Consider the following 22,335-nt stretch of genomic DNA (forward strand, 5'->3'; position numbering starts at 1 on the left):
GACAGATGTGGATAACTTGGTTAGAATGGCGACCCCTTTATCTATAGGGTAGGGGGAATGTTGTGTTTTTTGAATTTAAAATGGAATAGAGGGGTTTCACATGCTTTGGACGGACTGCTTAACTCGCTTGCGACAAGAGCTCTCTGATAATGTCTTTGCCATGTGGATTCGTCCGTTGGTTGCAGAAGAAGTCGAAGATACTTTAAAACTGTATGCACCTAATCCATATTGGACACGCTACATTCAAGAACATCATTTAGAATTGATTTCAATCTTGGCAGAGCAATTATCTGAAGGTCGTGTACGTAAAGTTGAAATTTTGGTTGATTCACGTCCAGGTGCAATCCTTTCTGCTGCTGAACAACCAGCAACCACTACTGCTGCTTTAGAACAACATGCCAGCCCAGCTATAGCATCGCCAAAAGTAAAAAAAGACAAAGAGCAAGACGTTGTTTCTGCAAAAAATGTGAAAAAGAGACAACTTAACCCATTGTTTAATTTTGCTTTATTTGTAGAGGGGCGTTCCAACCAAATGGCGGCAGAAACTTGTCGTAAAGTTTTGACTCAATTGGGTGAATCTCAGCATAATCCGCTGTTTCTTTATGGTCCAACAGGTCTCGGTAAAACACATTTAATGCAAGCGGTTGGAAATGCTTTATTACAGGCAAAACCAAATGCGCGCGTGATGTATATGACTGCTGAAAGTTTTGTCCAAGATTTTGTCAGCTCTTTGCAAAAAGGCAAGGTTGAGGAATTTAAAAAGAATTGTCGTTCTTTAGATTTATTATTGGTCGATGATATTCATCTATTGGCGGGTAAAGAAGCCAGTTTGGTTGAATTTTTCTATACATTCAATGCCTTATTAGATGAGTCTAAACAAATTATCTTAACTTCGGATCGCTATCCAAAAGAGTTAACAGAACTTGATCCACGTTTAGTCTCACGCTTTTCTTGGGGTTTGTCTGTTGGTGTAGAACCGCCTGATATCGAAACTCGAATCGAAATTTTACTGAAAAAAGCTGAAAGTAGTGGGATTGATCTTCCCCGAAATTGCGCATTGTTTATTGCTCAACAAGTGGTTGCCAATGTTCGTGAGCTTGAAGGCGCATTGAATAAAGTCGTCGCAATATCCCGTTTTAAAGGTGCTGCGATTGATTTGGAAGTGGTGCGTGAATCACTGAAAGACGTTTTGGCCATTCGTGCGCGGACGATCAGTACAGAAAATATTCAACGCGTGGTGAGTGAGTATTTCCGCATTCCATTGAAAGAATTAGTGGGTCCAAAAAGAACCCGTATTTATGCTCGACCACGCCAATTGGCTATGGGCTTGGCTCGTGAATTAACTGGGGATAGCTTCCCAGAAATTGGTATGGCATTTGGTGGTCGCGATCATAGTACGGTCATGCATGCTTGTGAAAAAGTGCAGAGCTTACGTGATGAAGACCCAATTTTTAATGAGGATTATAAAAACCTCATGCGTCTGTTACAAAGCTAAAATTTGTACAAATTATACGCTTGCAATGCGGCATAAACTGCCGCATAGTACGTCATTAAAAAAATTTATTATCTGTCTTTTCTGTCAAATTTAGTTAGAGGATTTCCACCGTGCGTTTGAAAATCGCGAAAGAGAGCTTACTCAATGTTTTATCCCATGTGGTTGGAGCTGTTGAACGTCGCCATACTTTGAATATTCTTTCAAACGTGAAAATTCAAGCTACAAATCAAGCGCTTACCATTACTGGTTCAGACTTGGAAGTCGAGTTGGTTGCCAGCACAACCTTAGCGGATGGTGCATGTTTACAAGCTGGGGAAACCACTGTTCCTGCGCGTAAATTGGTGGATATCTGCAAATCCTTACCATCAGCAGCATTGATTGATTTACAGATTACTGAAGACCAGCGTTGTATTTTAAAATCAGGAAATAGCCGCTTTGTTTTGGGAACTTTGCCAGCAGAAGATTATCCATTATTGACCAATGAGCATAGTCAAGGTACACAAGTTCAAGTGACTGAACGTGAATTAAAGCGTTTATTTGAAAAAACCTCTTTTGCCATGGCTGTGCAAGATGTGCGTTTTTATCTGACTGGAACTTTATTGGAAATTGATGAAAATCAATTGCGTGCTGTGACGACTGATGGACACCGTTTGGCACTGTGCGAAACCTTAGCATCATCAACTGCAACCCAGTTGGTACAAGCGATTGTTCCACGTAAAGCGGTAGGGGAATTACAACGCCTTCTCAGCATCGAAGATGAACAATTGACCTTATTGATCGGTCGCGAACTGTTGAATGTGACCATTCAAACACCAAGCCGTGATAAAGAGCAAGGTGACATTACTGTACGTTTCACGACAAAATTAATCGATGGTAAGTTCCCAGACTATCGTCGTGTGATTCCGCGTGGTGGCGATAAAGTGGTTCATATCCCGCATGATGTGTTCAAGCAATCATTACAACGTGTTGCGATTTTAAGTAATGAGAAATTACGTGGTGTGTTTTTGAATTTTAATGCAGATTCTTTGCAATTGCGTGCAAACAACCCTGAACAGGATGAGGCGATTGAGGATCTAGCCATTCAATACGCCAATGCACCTATGGAAATGTCATTTAATGCGCAATATATTTTAGATGTATTGAGTGTTTTAGATGGTGATGATGTTGCGATGACCATGTCTGAAGCAAATCAGTCGGTATTGGTTCAAGATCCAACCCAATCCAATCAAACCTATGTTGTCATGCCAATGCGTGTTTAATTGATTTATTTTTTAAATCATTTGTTATGCATATTACGCGTTTAAATATACAACGTGTTCGAAATCTTAAGACGGTTGCTCTCCAAGAGTTGCAACCGTTTAATGTTTTTTATGGACAAAATGGATCTGGAAAAACCTCGATTTTAGAAGCCATTCATCTATTGGCAACAGGACGTTCCTTTCGAACCCATATTCCTAAAAATTACATTCAAAACAATCAAGCTGATGCGATTGTCTTTGCGCAATCTATGACTGAAAAAATCGGTATGCAGAAACTACAGAGTGGTGAGCAACTGATTAAAGTCAATGGCGATACTGTGGCAACACAAGGGCAGCTTGCCAAAATTCTACCTTTGCAACTGATTGATCCTTTAAGTACCGATATTATTGACCATGGCGCAAAGCCACGGCGACAATTGCTTGATTGGTTGATGTTTCACGTGGAACCAGATTTTTATCATGCATGGCAATATTATTCGCGAGCTTTGAAACAACGCAATACGTTGCTGAAATCGCAACGCAACCTGTCTTTGCAAGATTTGGAACCGTGGAACAAAATGCTCAGTGATTATGGTGAAATGTTGCATTCTCAGCGCGTCGAAATAGTCGATCGCTGGAAACAATATTTACAAGAAGATTTGGCGCAATTACTCCCAGATTTAAGTATTGATATGGAGTATAACGCAGGGTTCCATGTGGAACATGGCTTAGCCAATGACCTCATTCAATATCATCAAAAAGATGTTGATCGTCGCTATACTGAATACGGTCCGCACCGTGCTGACATCCGACTAAAAACCTCAATGGGGGATGCTGATGTGGTACTGTCCAGAGGGCAAAAAAAGTTACTCATAATGGCGTTAAAACTCTCACAAATTGCCATGTTACATGCCTGTAATAAGGAAACTGTGGTATTATTAGATGATGTAACAGCAGAATTAGATTTAAGTGCACAACAACGTTTAATTGAGCGATTGAGCCAACTTGGTAGTCAAGTTTTTATTACCACACTAGACCATGAATCAGTAAAAAAACATTTGCATGATTTGTCTATTTCCTACCAGTTATTTCAGGTGGATCAAGGTCAGGTAAGTGTTGTTGCAACATGATTTTAGATTTTAACCAATTTTGGAAAGACCTATTTTTCACTAGGGAGAAACCATGAGTTCAGAAGATCAAATCGCTTCTCAGACAGAACAAACCAATGAAAAGGCTTATGATTCCTCTAGTATCAAAGTATTACGTGGTCTAGATGCAGTTCGTAAACGTCCAGGTATGTATATTGGTGATACTGATGATGGTTCAGGTTTACACCATATGGTTTTCGAAGTCGTCGATAATGCGATTGATGAAGCCTTAGCAGGTCACTGTGATGAAATTTTAGTGACGATTCATGAAGATGAATCTGTCAGTGTTGCAGATAATGGACGTGGTATTCCTACTGATATTCATCCAGAGGAAGGTGTCTCTGCGGCAGAAGTAATTCTGACCATTCTACACGCTGGCGGTAAGTTTGATGATAACAGCTATAAAGTATCAGGTGGTTTGCATGGTGTAGGTGTTTCGGTCGTAAATGCACTATCGAGCAAACTTGAATTAACGATCCACCGTGCTGGGCATATTCACCAACAAGAATACAAACATGGTGATCCTGTATATCCCTTGAAAGTGGTCGGTGATATTGAAACAACAGGAACCACTGTGCGTTTCTGGCCAAGTGCAGAAACCTTCAGTCAAACGATTTTTAATGTGGATATTTTGGCACGTCGTTTACGTGAGCTGTCATTCTTAAATGCTGGTGTACGTATTGTTCTTCGTGACGAACGTGTCGCTTTAGAGCATATCTTCGATTTTGAAGGTGGTTTATCTGAATTTGTAAAATACATCAATCAAGGTAAAACGCATCTGAATGAAATCTTCCATTTTACTACGCAAGCTGAAAATGGAATTGGTGTTGAAGTCGCATTACAGTGGAACGATACTTATCAGGAAAATGTGCGTTGTTTCACCAATAACATTCCACAAAAAGATGGTGGAACGCATTTGGCTGGTTTCCGTGCAGCATTAACACGTGGCTTAAACAGCTACATGGAAAATGAAAACTTACTCAAAAAAGAGAAAGTTGCCGTAACTGGTGATGATGCGCGTGAGGGCTTAACAGCAATCGTTTCAGTGAAAGTGCCTGACCCTAAGTTTTCATCACAAACCAAGGAAAAATTGGTATCAAGTGAAGTAAAACCTGCGGTAGAACAGGCAATGAACAAGGCTTTCTCTGAATACTTGTTGGAGAATCCTCAAGCAGCCAAATCGATTGCAGGAAAAATTATTGATGCTGCACGTGCGCGTGATGCGGCGCGTAAAGCACGTGAAATGACGCGTCGTAAAAGTGCGCTTGATATTGCGGGTTTACCAGGTAAATTGGCAGATTGCCAAGAAAAAGATCCAGCACTTTCTGAATTATACTTGGTCGAGGGTGACTCTGCGGGCGGTTCTGCAAAGCAGGGACGTAATCGTAAGATGCAAGCCATTCTTCCATTAAAGGGTAAAATTCTCAATGTCGAGCGTGCTCGATTCGACAAGATGATTTCATCTCAAGAAGTGGGAACGCTGATTACTGCACTGGGATGTGGTATTGGGCGTGAAGAATATAATCCAGACAAATTACGCTATCATAAAATCATTATCATGACCGATGCGGACGTGGATGGTTCACATATTCGTACCTTGCTGCTGACTTTCTTCTTCCGTCAAATGCCTGAGCTTGTAGAACGTGGTTATATCTACATTGCGCAGCCTCCATTGTATAAGTTGAAGAAAGGTAAACAAGAGCAATACATCAAAGATGATGAAGCGCTTGAAACTTATCTGATTTCCAATGCAATTGATGAGTTAGAGTTGCACGTGAGTGCAGATGCACCTGCTATTCGTGGTGTGGCACTGGAAAAAGTGATCTCAGATTATCAAACTTCACAAAAAAGCTTGAATCGTTTAACGCTACGTTATCCAGCAACTTTGCTGGATGGTTTGTTAAGTTTAGATGCTTATAAACTTGATCAAAATCATGATCAAAATTATGTACAGCAATGGGCGGAAAAGCTTCAATCTGCTATTGGTACAGCTCAACCAAGCCTTCGTCCTGAGTTGAGTTTAGAGGCATTCGATAAAGACAATGCTGACGGAACTAAAACGACAGTTTATTTCCCACGTATTACCGTATATGTACATAACTTACCGCATAGCTATTTATTAGATGCAGGTTTATTGGCATCGAGTGAATATAAACGTTTATTGCAAAATTCTAAGAGCTGGTTCAGTTTGTTGGAAGATGGCGCTTATTTGCAAAAAGGTGAGCGTAAAATCAACGTTTCAACCTTCCACCAAGTGTGGCAACACATCTTAAGTGACTCTCGTCGCGGCATGATGATCCAACGCTATAAAGGTTTGGGTGAAATGAATGCGGAGCAGCTTTGGGAAACCACAATGGATCCTGAAAACCGTAATATGCTTCAAGTGACGATTGATGATGCAATTGAAGCAGATCGTATGTTTGCGTGTTTGATGGGTGATGACGTAGAACCACGTCGTGCTTTCATTGAAGAAAATGCACTCAATGCTGATATTGATGCTTAATTGAAGAAATGCAGTGCAAAAAAAAGGGAATAAACTTTGGTTTGTTCCCTTTTTTTGTGATTAATAATTTAAATATATGATTCTAAATTTAAAAAGAGAGCAATAAAAAACCAGTTTATGAAAACTGGTTTTTTATTGCAAATGTTGAAATACTCAATTGTATTATTCACCGCCAAGGGTACATTCAAAGTTGGCTTTATCTACTGAACAGCGTGCTTTTTTCAGTACTGACATCATACCTGCATCATAAATGCCTTGCTTAGTCAGTTCTAAACGACCGTCACGCATTAACTTTTGATATTTAAGTTTATCTTCAGCCGTTAAATTCATCTTGTATTTTGCAGGAATGGTTGCTTCTAAACGGTTGATCATTGCAAAGCTTTTTGGCAAGTTTTTCACAAAATAATCACGAGATTTTTGACCAAAGCCAGCTGGGAATTTCTCTGGGCGAATGACAAAGTCAGCAGTTACTTGTAGAACTGGGAAGTTAAACATCGCCCCATTTGCACCTAAACCTTTTTGAATTTCAAGTGGTTTATAAGCATATGCAGGCGCACCAACCATATCAACTTGACCATTGTTGAATTTAGCAACAAAGTTAGTGATATCTGATGGCACTGCTTGTGCACCTACGCGCTGTACCAAGATTTTTTGTGCATTATCATAGCTCAATACAGCAAACTTTTTACCAGCAGCTTTTTCGATTGAGTTGATGTTTTTATCACGTACGAAAATAAATGCTGAACCTAATGGTGCGATCCCTGCAACTTCGTATTTTTTACCACCTAGGGTTGTGGTCATTTTTGCTGCATTACGTGCATCTAAAGCAAAAGTAATGGCTTTTTGTGCAATCGCATTACTTGGTACACCACCAATTGAATCGATTGAACCTACAAATTTATTATATTGACGTGCGCGCATTGCGGTCATAAACACGCCATCACATTTACCCGCTTTAAAATCGTTATCAGCAACAGCTTCATCTTGTTTAGGGATAAGATTAATATCTGCACCCCAACTTTTTGCTGTCAATGCCCATTCTTGAGCCATCTGGAACGATTCACCAGATTTACCCAATAAGTCGAATACACAAACATCAATAGCAGCTTGAGATGCTGAGCTCACTCCAAGTAAAGAAGTAGCGGCAATAGCGAATGCAATTTTTTTCATATTTTCGTCCTGATCTATTTGTTCATCTTGAGGAACTTTCCTTAAGCGCAATATTAATCAGCTTTGTTTGAAAAAAATAGAGTATTTACTCCATTTATTTTTATTTTTTTGATAATTATTGTGAACTAGTTGGTTCATTTTATTACATATCATTCATTTTCATAACTAAATCAAATTTTTAAGTAAGTGGTACTGCTTTTATTACAAATTGTTTGTATGTAACAAGATTGTGTAATTTTCATTATTTTTTACTCAATTTAACTTTTTTAAAAATCAGATACACATTAAAAAAGCGACGAATGGACAAATTTTATACTTGAATTGTGACTGATTCTTGATCAAAATGTTGTTGATAAGTCTGTGGGTAATTTTGGATTTCGAACGAATTTTGACTACAGAAAGTAAAAACTTTAATGCTCAAATACCATAAAAATCTTAAAAAATGGACTGTGAAAATTTTTCAACAAACAGTAATTAAATCTTAGTTATCCACAATTGTTTGATCAGAAACGCTTAAATTTGAACAAGATTATCAGGAAAACACTCTATTTCTCAATTTTGTAGTAATTCTAATATGTTCCACGCTTATTTTTTAAATTATAAATAAAAGTTATGTATCTTTTTGAGAGATTGTAGAGGCTTTGACTTAAAAAATTATTCCAAAATGGACTGGGTATTTTCCATATTAAAAATTGATCAGATCTGATCAGAAGCATCAGTTATGTTAAATGTGCATCAAGAACATATTAAAAATGGCTTTGATCGTTGAAAATCAAAAAAAGAATTGTCGTGGGAATAAAAAGGAATGAGATTGGGCGATGTTGCAGTGAACCATGAAGGATTTCATCAAAGGTTTATTGCATGATTAAAATTCTATTTTAAATTATTGATTTACTTGTGTTTTTATAAATAAAACTAGAGGTGGATGCCTCCACCTCTAGCTGATTCAAAAAGCATTATTCGAAAGAACTTTCTAATGTTTCAAGCTCCATCATTAACTCTAGCATTTGCTCTTCAGCTTGTTCTAGCTTTGTTTTGAGTTCAGTTTGTTCATTCATTAATTTGAGCAAATCATCTTTACGATTTGCTTCATAAAGTGCTGAATCTGCTAAAAATTCCTCAATTTCAACAAGTCTAGGCTGAATTTTGCCAATTTGGCTTTCAATTTTCTCTATATTCTTGCGAATCGGGCGGCTCAGTTCACGTTGGCGTGCGGCTTCTTTCCGTTGAGCTTCCTTGTCGACTTTAGAGATGCTGGTTTTTTTAACGACTTGAGACTGAATAGGGGCACTTGGTTTTTGACCATTTTTCATCATATCAATACGTGCTTGGCGTAACCATGCTGCGTAATCTTGTAAATCACCGTCAAATTCTTTGCTTTGACCTGCATGAACCAAGATCAGTTCATCACATACTGACGCAATTAATTGACGTTCGTGTGAAACCAGAACCACAGCACCTTCAAAATCTTGTAGCGCCATAGTTAAAGCATGACGCATATCTAAATCTAAATGGTTGGTTGGTTCATCAAGGATGAGCACATTGGGACGTAACCAAACAATGAGTGCTAACGCCAGACGAGCACGTTCACCACCTGAGAAACTTTCACTAGGAGTGTCCATACGTTCGCCACTGAATCCAAAGCTGCCTAAAAATGAGCGTAAGGTGGCTTCGCTAATTTTCGGGTCTGCGATTCGTGCAAGTTGCAGCATTGGACTTGCATTGCCATCTAAAGCATCCATTTGATGCTGTGCAAAATATCCAATATTTAATAATTCAGAATCTTTGCGGACGCCTTGTATTAGCGCTAAATCACCTACCAGAGATTTAATCAGCGTCGATTTACCCGCACCGTTCATACCTAATAAACCGATACGGCTGGTAGGCGTGATCTGTAAATTAACATTGGTCACAATTAGTTTATCACCATAACCAATATCTGCATGTTCTAATGTAAGTAGCGGAGAACTCATTTTGCTGGGTTCACGGAAACTAAACGTAAATGGATTATCGACATGCGCAGGCGCGAGTTCCTGCATTCGTTCCAGTTGTTTAATCCGGCTTTGAGCTTGTCGCGCTTTGGTGGCTTTGGCTTTAAAACGATCAATAAATTTTTGTAGATGTGCTTTGGCTTCTTGTTGCTTTTCGAAAGCTTGCTGCTGTTGTGCTAAGCGTTCCGCACGCGTAGTTTCAAAAGTAGAGTAATTGCCTGTATATAAGGTCAAGATCTGATTTTCAATATGTAAAATATGATCCGTAATAGCATCTAAGAAATCTCGGTCATGTGAAATTAAAATCAGTGTGCCTTCATATGCTTTTAACCAATCTTCTAACCAAAGAATTGCATCTAAATCTAAATGGTTGGTTGGTTCATCGAGTAAAAGTAAATCTGAACGACTCATCAATGTACGCGCTAAATTTAAGCGCATACGCCATCCACCTGAAAAGCTCGACACTAAAAGTTCAGATTGATGCTCAAAAAAGCCTAGTCCAGCCATCAATTGTGATGCTTTAGAAGATGCTGTATAACCGTGAATTTCTTCAAAACGGCTATATAGGTGTGCGAGCTCATCATTACTTAGGTTTTCTGGATGATTTAATTGATCTTGAATTTGCCAATATTCTTCATCGCCAGACAACACAAAATCGATGGCTTTCATATCGAGCGCTTTGATCTCTTGAGCCATATGGGCAACAGTCCAAATATTTGGGCGAGTCAGACTGCCACTATCAGATTCAATACCACCGAGTAATGCTGAGAAAAGGGTGGATTTACCTGCACCATTGACACCCGTTAAACCAATTTTCCAACCAGGATGAAGTTGCATTGACGCTTTTTGAAATAAAATGCGTCCACCGCGACGAATTGAAAGTTGATCTAACTGAATCATAAGAAGCTGACTGTTGCCTATTGGATGCGATATATTAAAGGATAAATCCCAGAGTTCAAAAAATGTATTGAATAAAACCGAAAACAAATTGGTTTTAGGGTGACAAATCACAAAAAGAGAAGTGAATCTGACAGCATACTTCTTCATGTTGCTTGGATTACAACAGCGGAATGTTAATTTTTTAGTATATTTTAACAATATTAAAATTTTATATATTTGATATTAATAATTGAATTTTAATTCGTTTTATTTTGAAGCTAATGCTATTGCTAACTTTCCGATCAAAAAATGATAAAAATGCTTAAATTTTGTGTAGTATGTATCACATTATTATTTATTAAATGTGTATTAAAGCAATTTATTGTGGGCTGAATTGTTTACATAAATTGCAATTTATCTGTAAATAAATATGGAAGTTTAGATGATGAATAAGGCTAGATATTTACTTCTTATTGTTTCTATTTTTCTGTCACCTTGGGCACAAGCCAAGCAAAATGTTTGTGTCTTCGATTTGTTGGGAAAGGCTGGTGAGTCTTATAAATTGATGGAAGAATGGGCTTTGGCAGCAAAAGCATGGGGTGCAGACGTCAATTTAACGGTATATCAGTCAGAAGAAATGGTGGATAAAAACTTTAAGACCAATAAGTGTGATGCTGCTGCCATGACCACTATGCGCTCACGTGAGTACAATAAATTTGGGGGTTCAATTGATGCTTTAGGTGGAATTCCCAACAATGAAATTGCCAAAAAAGCGATTAATTATGCTTTGGACAAACGCAATGCCAAGCGATTGATATCTGAAAAAAATGGCATTAAATATGAATTGGTCGCGATCACACCTATTGGGATCGCCTATATTTTTGTTCGTGATCGTTCAATCAATACCCTAGAAAAGGGTAAAGGGAAAAAATTTGCTTATCTGCATTACGATATTGCACAAAAGATTGCTGTTGAACGGGTTGGAGCGATTGGTGTGCCTTCTGATATTTTTAATTTTGTTAAAAGATTTAATGATGGTGAAGTAGATGCCATTGCTTCACCAGCTTATGCTTTCAAGCCGTTAGAAATTTATAAGGGTATAGGGGCGAATGGGGCAATGTTTACTTATCCCGTAGTCAATGTGACGGCTGACTTAATTATTAAGTCCGATCAATTTCCTGATGGTTTCGGCATGAAGTCTCGAGAATGGTCAGTTAAACAATTGAACAGTTCTTTTAAAAAAATAGAAAAAATGGAAGCTGAAATTCCTGCAAAATATAAATTAAATGTGAGCAAAGACGATGCACTTCGTTATCAGAAATTGTTACGTGATGGACGTATAGAGCTGACCAAAAGAGGGATTTACGATCCTGTAATGATGTCCGTATTAAAAAGGGCACGTTGTACTGTGGATCGTACCAATTTTGAGTGTTCGCTAGCAGGAGAATAAAAGTTGCTGGAGACAAAAAAGCCATCAATATTGATGGCTTTTCAAAGCAATTTTAACTTTAATTAGTCAATGAAAGTCACTTTGGCAATGGCTTTCTTACTGGCTTGAATCACTAGAGTCACATTTTCTTTCACTGTAAAACTAGCATCGACAACTTGCCAATCTACTTTAACTGCTCCACGTGAAACAGCATCTTTAGATTGAGCTGAATTTTTAGTTAAACCCGCCGCGCGTAAAATGGAAACAATCGAAATTTCTCCACCGTACTCGCCACGTGAAATGGTTACCTCTGGTGTACCTTCAGGTAATTCCCCTTCAGTAATTAAGTTACCTGCACCTTTGTGGGCATGTTCAGCAGCTTCTGCACCATGGAATCGTTCAACCAATTCAAGTGCAAGAATTTTCTTGATTTCTTGAGGATTGCGCCCATCTGCCATTTCTTTGAGAAGAACTTCAATCTCATCCATAGACTTAAAGCTAAGTAACTCAAAATAGCGTTCAATCAAGCTATCAGGCATAGACAGTACTTTTTGGTACATTGCACCTGGCGCATCAAAGACACCAATATAGTTGCCCAAGGATTTAGACATCTTGTTGACGCCATCTAAACCTTCAAGAATAGGCACAGTGATACACACTTGAGCCTCTTGATCATAACGCCCTTGTAAGGTACGACCCATAAGGAGGTTAAATGTTTGGTCTGTTCCACCCAGCTCTACATCAGCTTCAAGTGCGATCGAATCATACCCTTGTACCAATGGGTACAAGAATTCATGAATGGCGATCGGTTGGTGACTGTTATAGCGTTTTGTAAAGTCATCACGCTCTAACATACGTGCAACGGTCTGCTGTGAAGCCAATTGAATCAAATCAGCAGCAGTTTTTGTTGCAAACCATTCAGAGTTAAAACGAACTTTGGTTTTATTTGGATCAAGAATTTTAAATACTTGTTCTTGGTAAGTTTTTGCATTCTCTAAAACTTGCTCACGTGAAAGTGGTGGGCGAGTTGCACTTTTACCTGTTGGATCACCAATCATCGCAGTATAGTCACCAATCAAGAACGTGACATCATGTCCAAGATCTTGAAAAGCTTTTAACTTATTAATTAAAACTGTATGACCCAAATGTAAATCTGGTGCAGTTGGATCAAATCCTGCTTTAATTTTTAAAGGACGATTTTCTTTCAGTTTCTTCAGAAGATCTTCTTCAGAAATAATTTCATGAGTGCCTCGGCGAATGAGGGCAAGTTGTTCTTCAGCCGGCAGGAAATTTGACATTACAAAAACCCAAATACTTCAGTTAGACTATTTGTGCGATATACTAACATTTTTTCAGCATAATGCAGGCGAAGAATATCTCATGACAACAATCTATATTGGCGTAATGACTGGAACCAGCATGGACGGCGTCGATTTTGTTGCAGCTTCATTTGATCCTTTACATGTTCATGCCACACTTACCGTCGCTTTTGATCCTGATTTAAGGGATGAATTGATGGCTTTGACTTTACCCGATGATAATGAAATTGATCGAATGGGTAAGGCAGATGTGGCGCTTGCAACCATGATTGGAAATGGTATTAATCAACTAATACAAGAAAATAACTTAGATAGAAGCCAGATCAAAGCTATTGGCTCACATGGGCAGACAATTCGACATCGTCCAGAACATGGCTTTACCTTACAAATTGGCGATCCGAATATCATCACAGAGATTACCCAGATTCCTGTAATTTCAGATTTTAGACGTCGCGATATGGCAGCAGGTGGGCAAGGTGCACCATTGGTTCCTGCATTTCATCAGGCATTGTTCCAACATGCAACGATTCATCGTGTGATTCTCAACCTAGGTGGAATCGCCAATGTCAGTATGTTGCCTGCGGGGAATGAACAAGGTGTTTATGGGTTCGATACAGGACCTGCCAATATTCTCATGGATGCATGGTGTCATCGTTATACTGGGCAACCTTATGATGAAAATGGCAATTGGGCAGCTTATGGTCAACCGATTCGTTCCTTGTTGGATCGTTTGCAGTCACATGAATATTTTTCCAAAGAACCCCCTAAAAGTACAGGTCGTGAAGACTTCAATTTAGAGTGGTTGGATGAGCAAATTTCCGATTGGCGTAATGATTTAGAATATGATGAATTAGAAGATACGCCTGAAAATGTCCAAGCGACATTAATGAAACTGACCACGCGTGCAATCAAAAAAGCCATCTATCGTTCACCTTTAGATACTGGTGAAGTCTATGTTTGTGGTGGTGGTGCATATAACTCCCATTTGTTAGAACAACTTCGTTGGCGTCTGCGTAAACATAATTGGTCTGTGCAATCGACTTCTGCCTTGGGCTTAGCACCAACATGGGTGGAAGCAACGGCTTTTGCGTGGTTAGCAATGCGTTTTGATCAGCAGTTGAGTGGAAATTTACCTGCAGTGACGGGTGCAAAAGGTTATCGTGTTTTGGGAACGATTACTGCTGTTTAAGGTTTATCATCAGTAAGGTGCGCGTTTCACCTTACTGATATGAGATTTAGATGAAAAAATATAGGTCTGTGACAATGTTTTCAAAAACTAGCCGATAAATTTAAGCATCATTTATCTGTAGTAAAACCCTAAGAACAGAATTTTTGTCGAACAATCATCGACCTGTTTAGCGTCAAGAATGTCCTGTACTGCTGTTAAAAAATCGTGAGTAAACTTTCAAGATCAGTAAAAATAAAATTTGAGATGCGCATGAGCTTAGCAATAGAAAAACAACGTATTGAGTCTTTTCAAAGAGAAGGTTTAACCTTTGATGTGATTGATTCAGGTCCTTTAGATGGACAGATTTTTGTGTTATTACATGGTTTTCCTGAAACCAATAAAAGTTGGACAGAAACCGCTGAGATCTTAAATGAACAAGGCTATCGAACTTTTGCTATTAATCAGCGTGGATATAGTCTTGGGGCGCAACCAGAAAATCGTCGGGACTATCGAAGTGCAGAGTTGGTAGCAGATGTAAATGCTTTATTAGAAATGATCCAGCAACCTGTATATTTGGTCGGACATGACTGGGGTGCTGTCGTGGCTTGGGAGGTTGCCCAGCATTATCCTGAAAAAATTAAACATCTCATTACGGTTTCAGTTCCACATAAAGCCGCATTTATGCGAGCAATGCTGAGCAGTAATCAACTATTAAAATCATATTATATTGGATTATTTCAACTGCCGAAGATTCCCGAGCTGTTGTTTGAAAAAGTCCCAAAATTAGGCTTAGGTCTATTAAAAGATTCAGGAATGACTACGAAACAACTTGAAGATTTTCAACAGGACATGGTGGCTGAACAACGTTTAAGCTATGCATTAAATTGGTATCGAGGACTTCCATTTAGTTCAAACCGCCATCTTACTCAACCGATTCGCGTTCCAACTTTGTTTATTTGGGGCAAACATGATTCAGCAGTAAGTGCAAAAAGTGTCGAATTGAATCATCGTTATATTGCTGCACCTTATAGAGAAATTATTATGGATGCAACACATTGGATCCCTGTTCAAAATGCCAAAGCATTGAGTCAGTATATTTTAGAAACGATTTAATATTGATGTTCTAACCATAAAAATGCCCTCACAAGAAGAGGGCATGATTTGATTCAAAATATGCTTTGAATTAAATGGAGAATGATGAACCACAGCCACATGTGGTTGTTGCATTTGGATTTTCAACAATAAAGCGAGAGCCTTCTAGACCTTCAACATAATCTACTTTTGAGCCAACAAGATATTGGTAACTCAACGAGTCAACTAACATTTTTACATCGCCGTTGATAAATTCTGCGTCATCTTCGTTCATGCTTTCAGCAAAATTAAATCCATAAGAAAAACCAGAACAGCCGCCACCCGTTACATAGACACGTAACATCAAATCTTGATTACCTTCGCTATCACGAAGTTGGCGAACTTTATTTGCAGCATTGTCGGTCAGCTCAAGTGCTTGGGCGGTCATGATATTGTTCCTCATATTTCGAATGGCTTAAACAAAAAGACCATATATTCAGTATAACATACTCAATATATGGTCAGTGAGTGAACTTTAAAGTAAATTCAGACTAAATTTATCGGATTTAATCTAGATTTATTTATAGTTCTCATCTTGTAGGGCACACTCAAAGTTTTTAGGGTCATTTTTACAACGGAATTGCCAAAGAATTTTCATCATTTGCTTATTGTAAACACCTTGCTTGGTTAAGCTGATACGCGACTCACGCATTAACTTTTGATACCCTGGTTTATCGCCTTCAGGCACCTGCATCCAGTATTTAGCAGGAATATCTGCCTTCATCTTACCAATAATACTGTTGGCACGAGGAAGCTGAGTTTTAATCCAATCACGAGACTTTTGGCCATAACCAGCTGGGAATTTATCAGGGCGAATAATAATATTTCCAGTCACTTGTAAAAGTGGATAATTAACAATCGCACCTTTACTGCCTAGACCTTTATGTAACTCTAGTGGTTTAAATACAGCGGCAGGTGCACCAATAATATCAACCTGCCCATTGTTAAACTTACTCCCAAAATTGGTTACATCGGCGCTTACAGCTTGAGCACCAATTTGTTGAACCATAATCTTTTGGGCTTGGTCATAGTCAAGAACTGCAATTTTTTTCCCTGCTGCTTTGGCAACAGTATTGATGTTACGGTCATTGACCATGAGGAAAGCATCACCAACAGGAATTACCCCGACCACTTCATACTTTCCATTGGTCATGTATTTGGCAAAATTTGGACTAGCAAGTCCTTGCATGATTTTTACCGCAAGATTAAGGTCAGGAATCGCACCTATGGCATCTAAAGAGCCTGTAAAGCTATTAAATTGACGACCACGCATTCCCGTAATACTGACAGCATCACATTTACCAGCTTTAAAATCTTCAGCAATGACGGCTTCATTAGAATTTACTTTTAATTCAAGATCTGCACCCCAGTTTTTCGCTGCAAGTTGATAATCTTTCATTAATGTAAAAACGTCGCCATTTTTACCAACCAAATCAAACACACACATGACTTGTTTTGCTTGAGTAGTAGAGACAGCAGCCAAAAGACCTGTAGCAACAATGAGGGCATGAGACCATTTCATTATTTTTTTCCTTTCCATGATCAATATTATTCATGTCCAACCAAACTGGACTTTTTATCAAGAATTTAATTCAGGATATGATTTATTACACAATCAAATATTCCACTCAATTCATCCATTTCCATGGTCATAATTTGAGTGAAAGTATCATTTGACATTAGCCAAATCATTGCCTGAAATGAATGAAATCACAATGACTTAAATGACAAAATTTCAAATCAGAATATAAACCTGATCATTTGGCAAATGGTCTTGTAAAACCTTGATTTTTGTTTTTCAAAGCTTCATTGCATTTGCTAAATTGACAATAGCATTGAGGTGTAGTTTGAACCCTTAGTCTTTATTGTTGTCACGCCCTCGACGATCATCACGTTTTTTATCACGTTGATTTTGGCGGTCATGCTGTTGCCATTGTTTTGGGTCAGCTCTATTGTCCCAGCGACGATCATGATTAGATTTGTTATTCCACTCTTGTCGACGTTGTTCCCAATGCTGTTTTCTCATTTGATCACGTTTTGCTTGTTCATATTGCCAACGTTGTCGATCATGCTGAGCTTGGCGCCGTTCTTGTTCAATCCGCATTTGCTGTATACGATAGGCACGCTCACGTTCCCAACGCTGACGGTCATTATTGCGGTCATATCTTGAATCATAGCGTGGAGCATAGCCATAATCACGATAAACCGGTTGTCCATAACCGCGTGTGTCATAACCTTCATCGGGAAATGCAACACAACCCACAGCAATAATAGATGTTATGAGCGAAACAAATAATGCTTTGATAGCCATAAGTTGTCTCCGTGTAACAATCAAAATAGCAAAAAAAAACTGAGATATAGCAAAATAGTCAATGACAAGTCATTTTAGTCAGATTAGCGTATTTAAAATTTATATTTGTATATCGATGACGAGACTTGTATAAGATTATAGTCAGTCAATTCCTGATCATGTAGAAAATATGAAGAATTTGGACATTTAAGGAAGAAACATAATGGTTGCTTTTCAACGTAATATTCATGAGTTAGTCGAAAAGGGGCAAGGTTCAGCGGGGCGTGCTGTAGATCGTTTACCGACATTTGCACAAGAGTCTTTAAGCAAGTTATTGGGATATCCTTACCAATTCCCTCAATTGGACAGCTTTACCAAATGTTTAATGGCTGCTCAACTCAAGCAAGGTAAAGTAGGCTTTATTGGTGCAAATGTAGAACGCTCTAGAAAGCAGTTTGAATCACAAATGCAATCTATTATCAATAAACCTACCCATGTTCAGTTTGTAGAAGATATTCGTTTACCATTACAAAGTGGTAGTGTTTATGCGCGCCATTATCATCCCGCACCAAATAAAAAATTACCAATGCTTGTTTTTTACCATGGCGGTGGTTTTGTCGTGGGGAGTGTTGATACCCATGATGAAGTGTGTCGATTAATTGCAGCACATGCAAAAGTTCAAGTTTTAAGTATTGAATATCCACTCGCTCCAGAAGTTGGACCTCGCGAATTGATCCAGTCATGTGAAGATGCTCTGGCTTGGGTATATCAAAATCGCCGTCAATTTAAAATCCTAAAAAGTCGAATTGCGGTTGGTGGAGATAGTGCAGGTGGCAATATTAGTGCAGTCGTGGCACAACGAACAGTAAATTCAGTATATGCACCACAAGCTCAATTTTTAATTTATCCTGCAGTTGATTTTAAGAGTCGACATCCGTCCTTCTTTGCTTATAAAGATGGTTTGGTTTTAACAGGTTCTGATATTGATTATGTGACAGACTATTACGTCACACGTTTTAATGTTGCCTTGGATGATCCAATCATTTCACCAACCAATGGTCCTCTCAAGAAACTTGCACCAGCCTTTGTGATCACAGCAGGGCATGATGTATTGCATGATGAAGGTAAAATTTACGCCTACAAACTCAGACAAAATGGTGTCAAAGTTCATTACCATGATTATGAAGATCAAACTCACGGTTTTATCAACCTAACGCCAGTATCACGAAAAGCAAAAAAATACGTCATTGAAATGAGTAAAGAGTTTCGTAAATTTTGGGATAAACAATAAAGTCGATCGCATATTGAGTATCAACAACTATTGTTTCACGTGAAACAATAGTTGTTGATCAAAAAACAATCAAGCTAAGTAGAAAGCAAAATACATAAGATAGCTAAGCTAACTATATATAAAGATACACAATATAAAGATACTGAGACCATTTAAACAATTCGAACTTCAACTTTATCTCAACAGATAAATGTAGGGTATTGGTAAAGGTGGTGAAATGTCATTTTTCAATCATATAAAAGCACACTAATATAAGCGCAAACGTATCAAATCAATTTAAGGAAAAAAGACAATGATTAAGAAAATCGGTATGGGTGTTGCTTTGGGCATTCTCATGCAACCTGTATTTGCCAATACAGATATGCAAATCAAAACCAACTTGGGCAACATCAATATTGAACTATATGATGATCAAGCTCCAATTTCCGTTAAGAATTTTAAGAGCTATGTAAATAGTCAATTCTATAATGGCACCATTTTCCATCGCGTTATTCCTGGCTTTATGATCCAAGGCGGTGGCTTCGATAGTAATATGAAAGAGAAAGTAACGCAGGCGCCGATTCAAAACGAATCGAGTAATGGTTTAAAGAACCTTCGTGGCACTTTAGCAATGGCGAGAACCAATGCACCAAATTCAGCAACCAGCCAATTCTTTATTAACGTTGCAAATAACGACTTTTTAAATAAGTCTGCGGGTAACCCAGGTTACGCCGTGTTTGGTAAAGTTACTCAAGGGCTCGATATCGTAGATAAAATAGTGCAAACCCCTACAGCAACAGTCGGGATGTATCAAGATGTACCTAAACAAGCTGTAAAAATCATCAGTATTCAAACCATAAAGAGCAATGTCAAAAAATAATTAAAAAATAAAGCAGAAATATTCTGGTCATATTTCTGCTTTATTATTAAAAGCTTACGCCATAATAAGTCTAAAAACGAACCAAAATAGTGCGTAAAAATACAACACTCAATAAAACAATCAGTTAAAAGCACTTGCGTGTGTAAGAAATTGCCCTATAATGAGCTCATCCCGACGCGATACAGCAAACGAACTTAGCTTAGAGGGTTAAGTTGTTGAATGTTTATTGCGTCTTATTTATCACTGACGAGGTGGTAAATTGATCATTAAGAGAATATGAAGAACAACTTGTGTGGATTTTTACTGATTGATCGAAATATTATCATTGATTGATTGGTTTAAATTACTCGAAGTTTATTTGAGAGAATTTGTCAGTACATTGATGAGCCAGAATTGTGACCTTAAGTCACTAATGATTTTAACTGAAGAGTTTGATCATGGCTCAGATTGAACGCTGGCGGCAGGCTTAACACATGCAAGTCGAGCGGGGGATGTTGCTTCGGTAACTGACCTAGCGGCGGACGGGTGAGTAATACTTAGGAATCTGCCTATTAATGGGGGGCAACATCTCGAAAGGGATGCTAATACCGCATACGCCCTACGGGGGAAAGCAGGGGATCACTTGTGACCTTGCGTTAATAGATGAGCCTAAGTCGGATTAGCTAGTTGGTGGGGTAAAGGCCTACCAAGGCGACGATCTGTAGCGGGTCTGAGAGGATGATCCGCCACACTGGGACTGAGACACGGCCCAGACTCCTACGGGAGGCAGCAGTGGGGAATATTGGACAATGGGGGGAACCCTGATCCAGCCATGCCGCGTGTGTGAAGAAGGCCTTATGGTTGTAAAGCACTTTAAGCGAGGAGGAGGCTCTTTTGGTTAATACCCAAGATGAGTGGACGTTACTCGCAGAATAAGCACCGGCTAACTCTGTGCCAGCAGCCGCGGTAATACAGAGGGTGCGAGCGTTAATCGGATTTACTGGGCGTAAAGCGTGCGTAGGCGGCTTTTTAAGTCGGATGTGAAATCCCCGAGCTTAACTTGGGAATTGCATTCGATACTGGGAAGCTAGAGTATGGGAGAGGATGGTAGAATTCCAGGTGTAGCGGTGAAATGCGTAGAGATCTGGAGGAATACCGATGGCGAAGGCAGCCATCTGGCCTAATACTGACGCTGAGGTACGAAAGCATGGGGAGCAAACAGGATTAGATACCCTGGTAGTCCATGCCGTAAACGATGTCTACTAGCCGTTGGGGTCTTTGAGACTTTAGTGGCGCAGCTAACGCGATAAGTAGACCGCCTGGGGAGTACGGTCGCAAGACTAAAACTCAAATGAATTGACGGGGGCCCGCACAAGCGGTGGAGCATGTGGTTTAATTCGATGCAACGCGAAGAACCTTACCTGGTCTTGACATAGTAAGAACTTTCCAGAGATGGATTGGTGCCTTCGGGAACTTACATACAGGTGCTGCATGGCTGTCGTCAGCTCGTGTCGTGAGATGTTGGGTTAAGTCCCGCAACGAGCGCAACCCTTTTCCTTACTTGCCAGCATTTCGGATGGGAACTTTAAGGATACTGCCAGTGACAAACTGGAGGAAGGCGGGGACGACGTCAAGTCATCATGGCCCTTACGACCAGGGCTACACACGTGCTACAATGGTCGGTACAAAGGGTTGCTACCTAGCGATAGGATGCTAATCTCAAAAAGCCGATCGTAGTCCGGATTGGAGTCTGCAACTCGACTCCATGAAGTCGGAATCGCTAGTAATCGCGGATCAGAATGCCGCGGTGAATACGTTCCCGGGCCTTGTACACACCGCCCGTCACACCATGGGAGTTTGTTGCACCAGAAGTAGGTAGTCTAACCGTAAGGAGGACGCTTACCACGGTGTGGCCGATGACTGGGGTGAAGTCGTAACAAGGTAGCCGTAGGGGAACCTGCGGCTGGATCACCTCCTTAACGAAAGATTGACGATTGGTAAGAATCCACAACAAGTTGTTCTTCATTGATGTATCTGAGGGTCTGTAGCTCAGTTGGTTAGAGCACACGCTTGATAAGCGTGGGGTCACAAGTTCAAGTCTTGTCAGACCCACCAAGTCTACTGAACACAGAAGAGCAGATATATTAAGATCTTAAGCTGGGGACTTAGCTTAGTTGGTAGAGCGCCTGCTTTGCACGCAGGAGGTCAGGAGTTCGACTCTCCTAGTCTCCACCAAATTTGAGGGAAAACAAAGCAACGCTTTGTCCGAAAATTTAAGCAAGAAGCTGTGCTTCGCGCAGGCATCCATTTGAAAGATGAAATTGATTATAGAAATTAATGAACTGAAGTTTATAGAGTTTATTAACTTCTGTGATTTATCACAGTGAACTACTTGCTGACGAGGCGGTAGAGAATCATTAACAGAATATATTTGAGTTGAAATAA

General features: G+C 39.3%; 15 protein-coding genes, 2 tRNA genes and 1 rRNA gene. 12 read left to right on the forward strand and 6 right to left on the reverse strand.

The genetic code is table 11. The features are described from left to right. Positions 1 to 100 precede the first annotated feature (100 nt). From dnaA to gyrB, 4 genes are all read left to right on the forward strand, one after another. The gene (gene dnaA / locus TOL5_RS00005) at positions 101 to 1,495 is read left to right on the forward strand and encodes a chromosomal replication initiator protein DnaA (RefSeq protein ID WP_009584751.1); all 1,395 of its coding nucleotides are present in this window, start codon (positions 101 to 103) and stop codon (positions 1,493 to 1,495) included. A 110-nt stretch (positions 1,496 to 1,605) separates the two neighbouring features. Further along, positions 1,606 to 2,754, forward strand: a complete 1,149-nt coding sequence (gene dnaN, locus TOL5_RS00010) for a DNA polymerase III subunit beta (RefSeq protein WP_004823980.1) — start codon at positions 1,606 to 1,608, stop codon at positions 2,752 to 2,754. 26 nt (positions 2,755 to 2,780) lie between these two features. Next, complete coding sequence (gene recF / locus TOL5_RS00015; protein WP_004823978.1) at positions 2,781 to 3,863, forward strand: DNA replication/repair protein RecF; 1,083 nt, start codon at positions 2,781 to 2,783, stop codon at positions 3,861 to 3,863. Between the two features lie 52 nt (positions 3,864 to 3,915). After that, positions 3,916 to 6,384, forward strand: a complete 2,469-nt coding sequence (gene gyrB, locus TOL5_RS00020) for a DNA topoisomerase (ATP-hydrolyzing) subunit B (protein ID WP_121774978.1) — start codon at positions 3,916 to 3,918, stop codon at positions 6,382 to 6,384. Positions 6,385 to 6,546: 162 nt separating this feature from the next. On the opposite strand, the gene TOL5_RS00025 is transcribed toward gyrB, so the two are convergent. Next, a complete protein-coding gene (locus TOL5_RS00025; protein ID WP_004823975.1) occupies positions 6,547 to 7,554 on the reverse strand; it encodes a putative solute-binding protein in 1,008 nt (335 codons plus the stop codon). Positions 7,555 to 8,510: 956 nt separating this feature from the next. Then, positions 8,511 to 10,445 (reverse strand): ATP-binding cassette domain-containing protein, encoded by a 1,935-nt coding sequence (locus TOL5_RS00030; protein WP_199935068.1) that lies wholly within the window; start codon positions 10,443 to 10,445, stop codon positions 8,511 to 8,513. A gap of 424 nt (positions 10,446 to 10,869) precedes the next feature. Here TOL5_RS00030 and TOL5_RS00035 point away from each other — a divergent pair, with 424 nt between their 5' ends. Next, positions 10,870 to 11,874, forward strand: a complete 1,005-nt coding sequence (locus TOL5_RS00035; protein WP_042088920.1) for a putative solute-binding protein — start codon at positions 10,870 to 10,872, stop codon at positions 11,872 to 11,874. 62 nt (positions 11,875 to 11,936) lie between these two features. Here the strand turns inward: TOL5_RS00035 and tyrS are convergent, their stop codons facing one another. Continuing rightward, positions 11,937 to 13,151 carry a tyrosine--tRNA ligase gene (tyrS, locus tag TOL5_RS00040; protein ID WP_004823969.1) on the reverse strand — a complete coding sequence of 405 codons (1,215 nt, stop codon included), beginning with the start codon at positions 13,149 to 13,151 and terminating at the stop codon, positions 11,937 to 11,939. Between the two features lie 82 nt (positions 13,152 to 13,233). Between tyrS and TOL5_RS00045 the strand changes: the two genes are divergently transcribed. Beyond that, positions 13,234 to 14,361, forward strand: a complete 1,128-nt coding sequence (locus TOL5_RS00045) for an anhydro-N-acetylmuramic acid kinase (RefSeq protein ID WP_010591402.1) — start codon at positions 13,234 to 13,236, stop codon at positions 14,359 to 14,361. A 249-nt stretch (positions 14,362 to 14,610) separates the two neighbouring features. Continuing rightward, complete coding sequence (locus TOL5_RS00050; RefSeq protein ID WP_100884262.1) at positions 14,611 to 15,453, forward strand: alpha/beta fold hydrolase; 843 nt, start codon at positions 14,611 to 14,613, stop codon at positions 15,451 to 15,453. A 70-nt stretch (positions 15,454 to 15,523) separates the two neighbouring features. On the opposite strand, the gene erpA is transcribed toward TOL5_RS00050, so the two are convergent. The 3 genes from erpA to TOL5_RS00065 form a co-directional block, all read right to left on the reverse strand. Continuing rightward, positions 15,524 to 15,859, reverse strand: coding sequence for an iron-sulfur cluster insertion protein ErpA (gene erpA / locus TOL5_RS00055; protein ID WP_004823963.1), 336 nt, complete (start codon positions 15,857 to 15,859; stop codon positions 15,524 to 15,526). Positions 15,860 to 15,988: 129 nt separating this feature from the next. Continuing rightward, positions 15,989 to 16,993 (reverse strand): putative solute-binding protein, encoded by a 1,005-nt coding sequence (locus TOL5_RS00060; protein WP_004823961.1) that lies wholly within the window; start codon positions 16,991 to 16,993, stop codon positions 15,989 to 15,991. A gap of 333 nt (positions 16,994 to 17,326) precedes the next feature. Next, on the reverse strand, positions 17,327 to 17,782 hold the full coding sequence (locus TOL5_RS00065; protein ID WP_046759645.1) for a hypothetical protein: 456 nt from the start codon (positions 17,780 to 17,782) through the stop codon (positions 17,327 to 17,329). A gap of 202 nt (positions 17,783 to 17,984) precedes the next feature. Between TOL5_RS00065 and TOL5_RS00070 the strand changes: the two genes are divergently transcribed. The 5 genes from TOL5_RS00070 to TOL5_RS00090 all read left to right on the forward strand — a co-directional run bounded on the left by TOL5_RS00070 (position 17,985) and on the right by TOL5_RS00090 (position 22,125). Further along, a complete protein-coding gene (locus TOL5_RS00070) occupies positions 17,985 to 19,052 on the forward strand; it encodes an alpha/beta hydrolase (RefSeq protein WP_046759646.1) in 1,068 nt (355 codons plus the stop codon). Positions 19,053 to 19,344: 292 nt separating this feature from the next. Beyond that, a complete protein-coding gene (locus TOL5_RS00075) occupies positions 19,345 to 19,911 on the forward strand; it encodes a peptidylprolyl isomerase (protein WP_004823953.1) in 567 nt (188 codons plus the stop codon). A 419-nt stretch (positions 19,912 to 20,330) separates the two neighbouring features. Next, a 16S ribosomal RNA gene (locus TOL5_RS00080) occupies positions 20,331 to 21,869 on the forward strand. 59 nt (positions 21,870 to 21,928) lie between these two features. Continuing rightward, a tRNA-Ile gene (locus TOL5_RS00085) sits at positions 21,929 to 22,005 on the forward strand. A 44-nt stretch (positions 22,006 to 22,049) separates the two neighbouring features. After that, positions 22,050 to 22,125, forward strand: a tRNA-Ala gene (locus TOL5_RS00090). Positions 22,126 to 22,335 lie beyond the last annotated feature (210 nt).

The organism is Acinetobacter sp. Tol 5 (assembly GCF_019702905.1).
Lineage (GTDB): Bacteria > Pseudomonadota > Gammaproteobacteria > Pseudomonadales > Moraxellaceae > Acinetobacter > Acinetobacter bereziniae.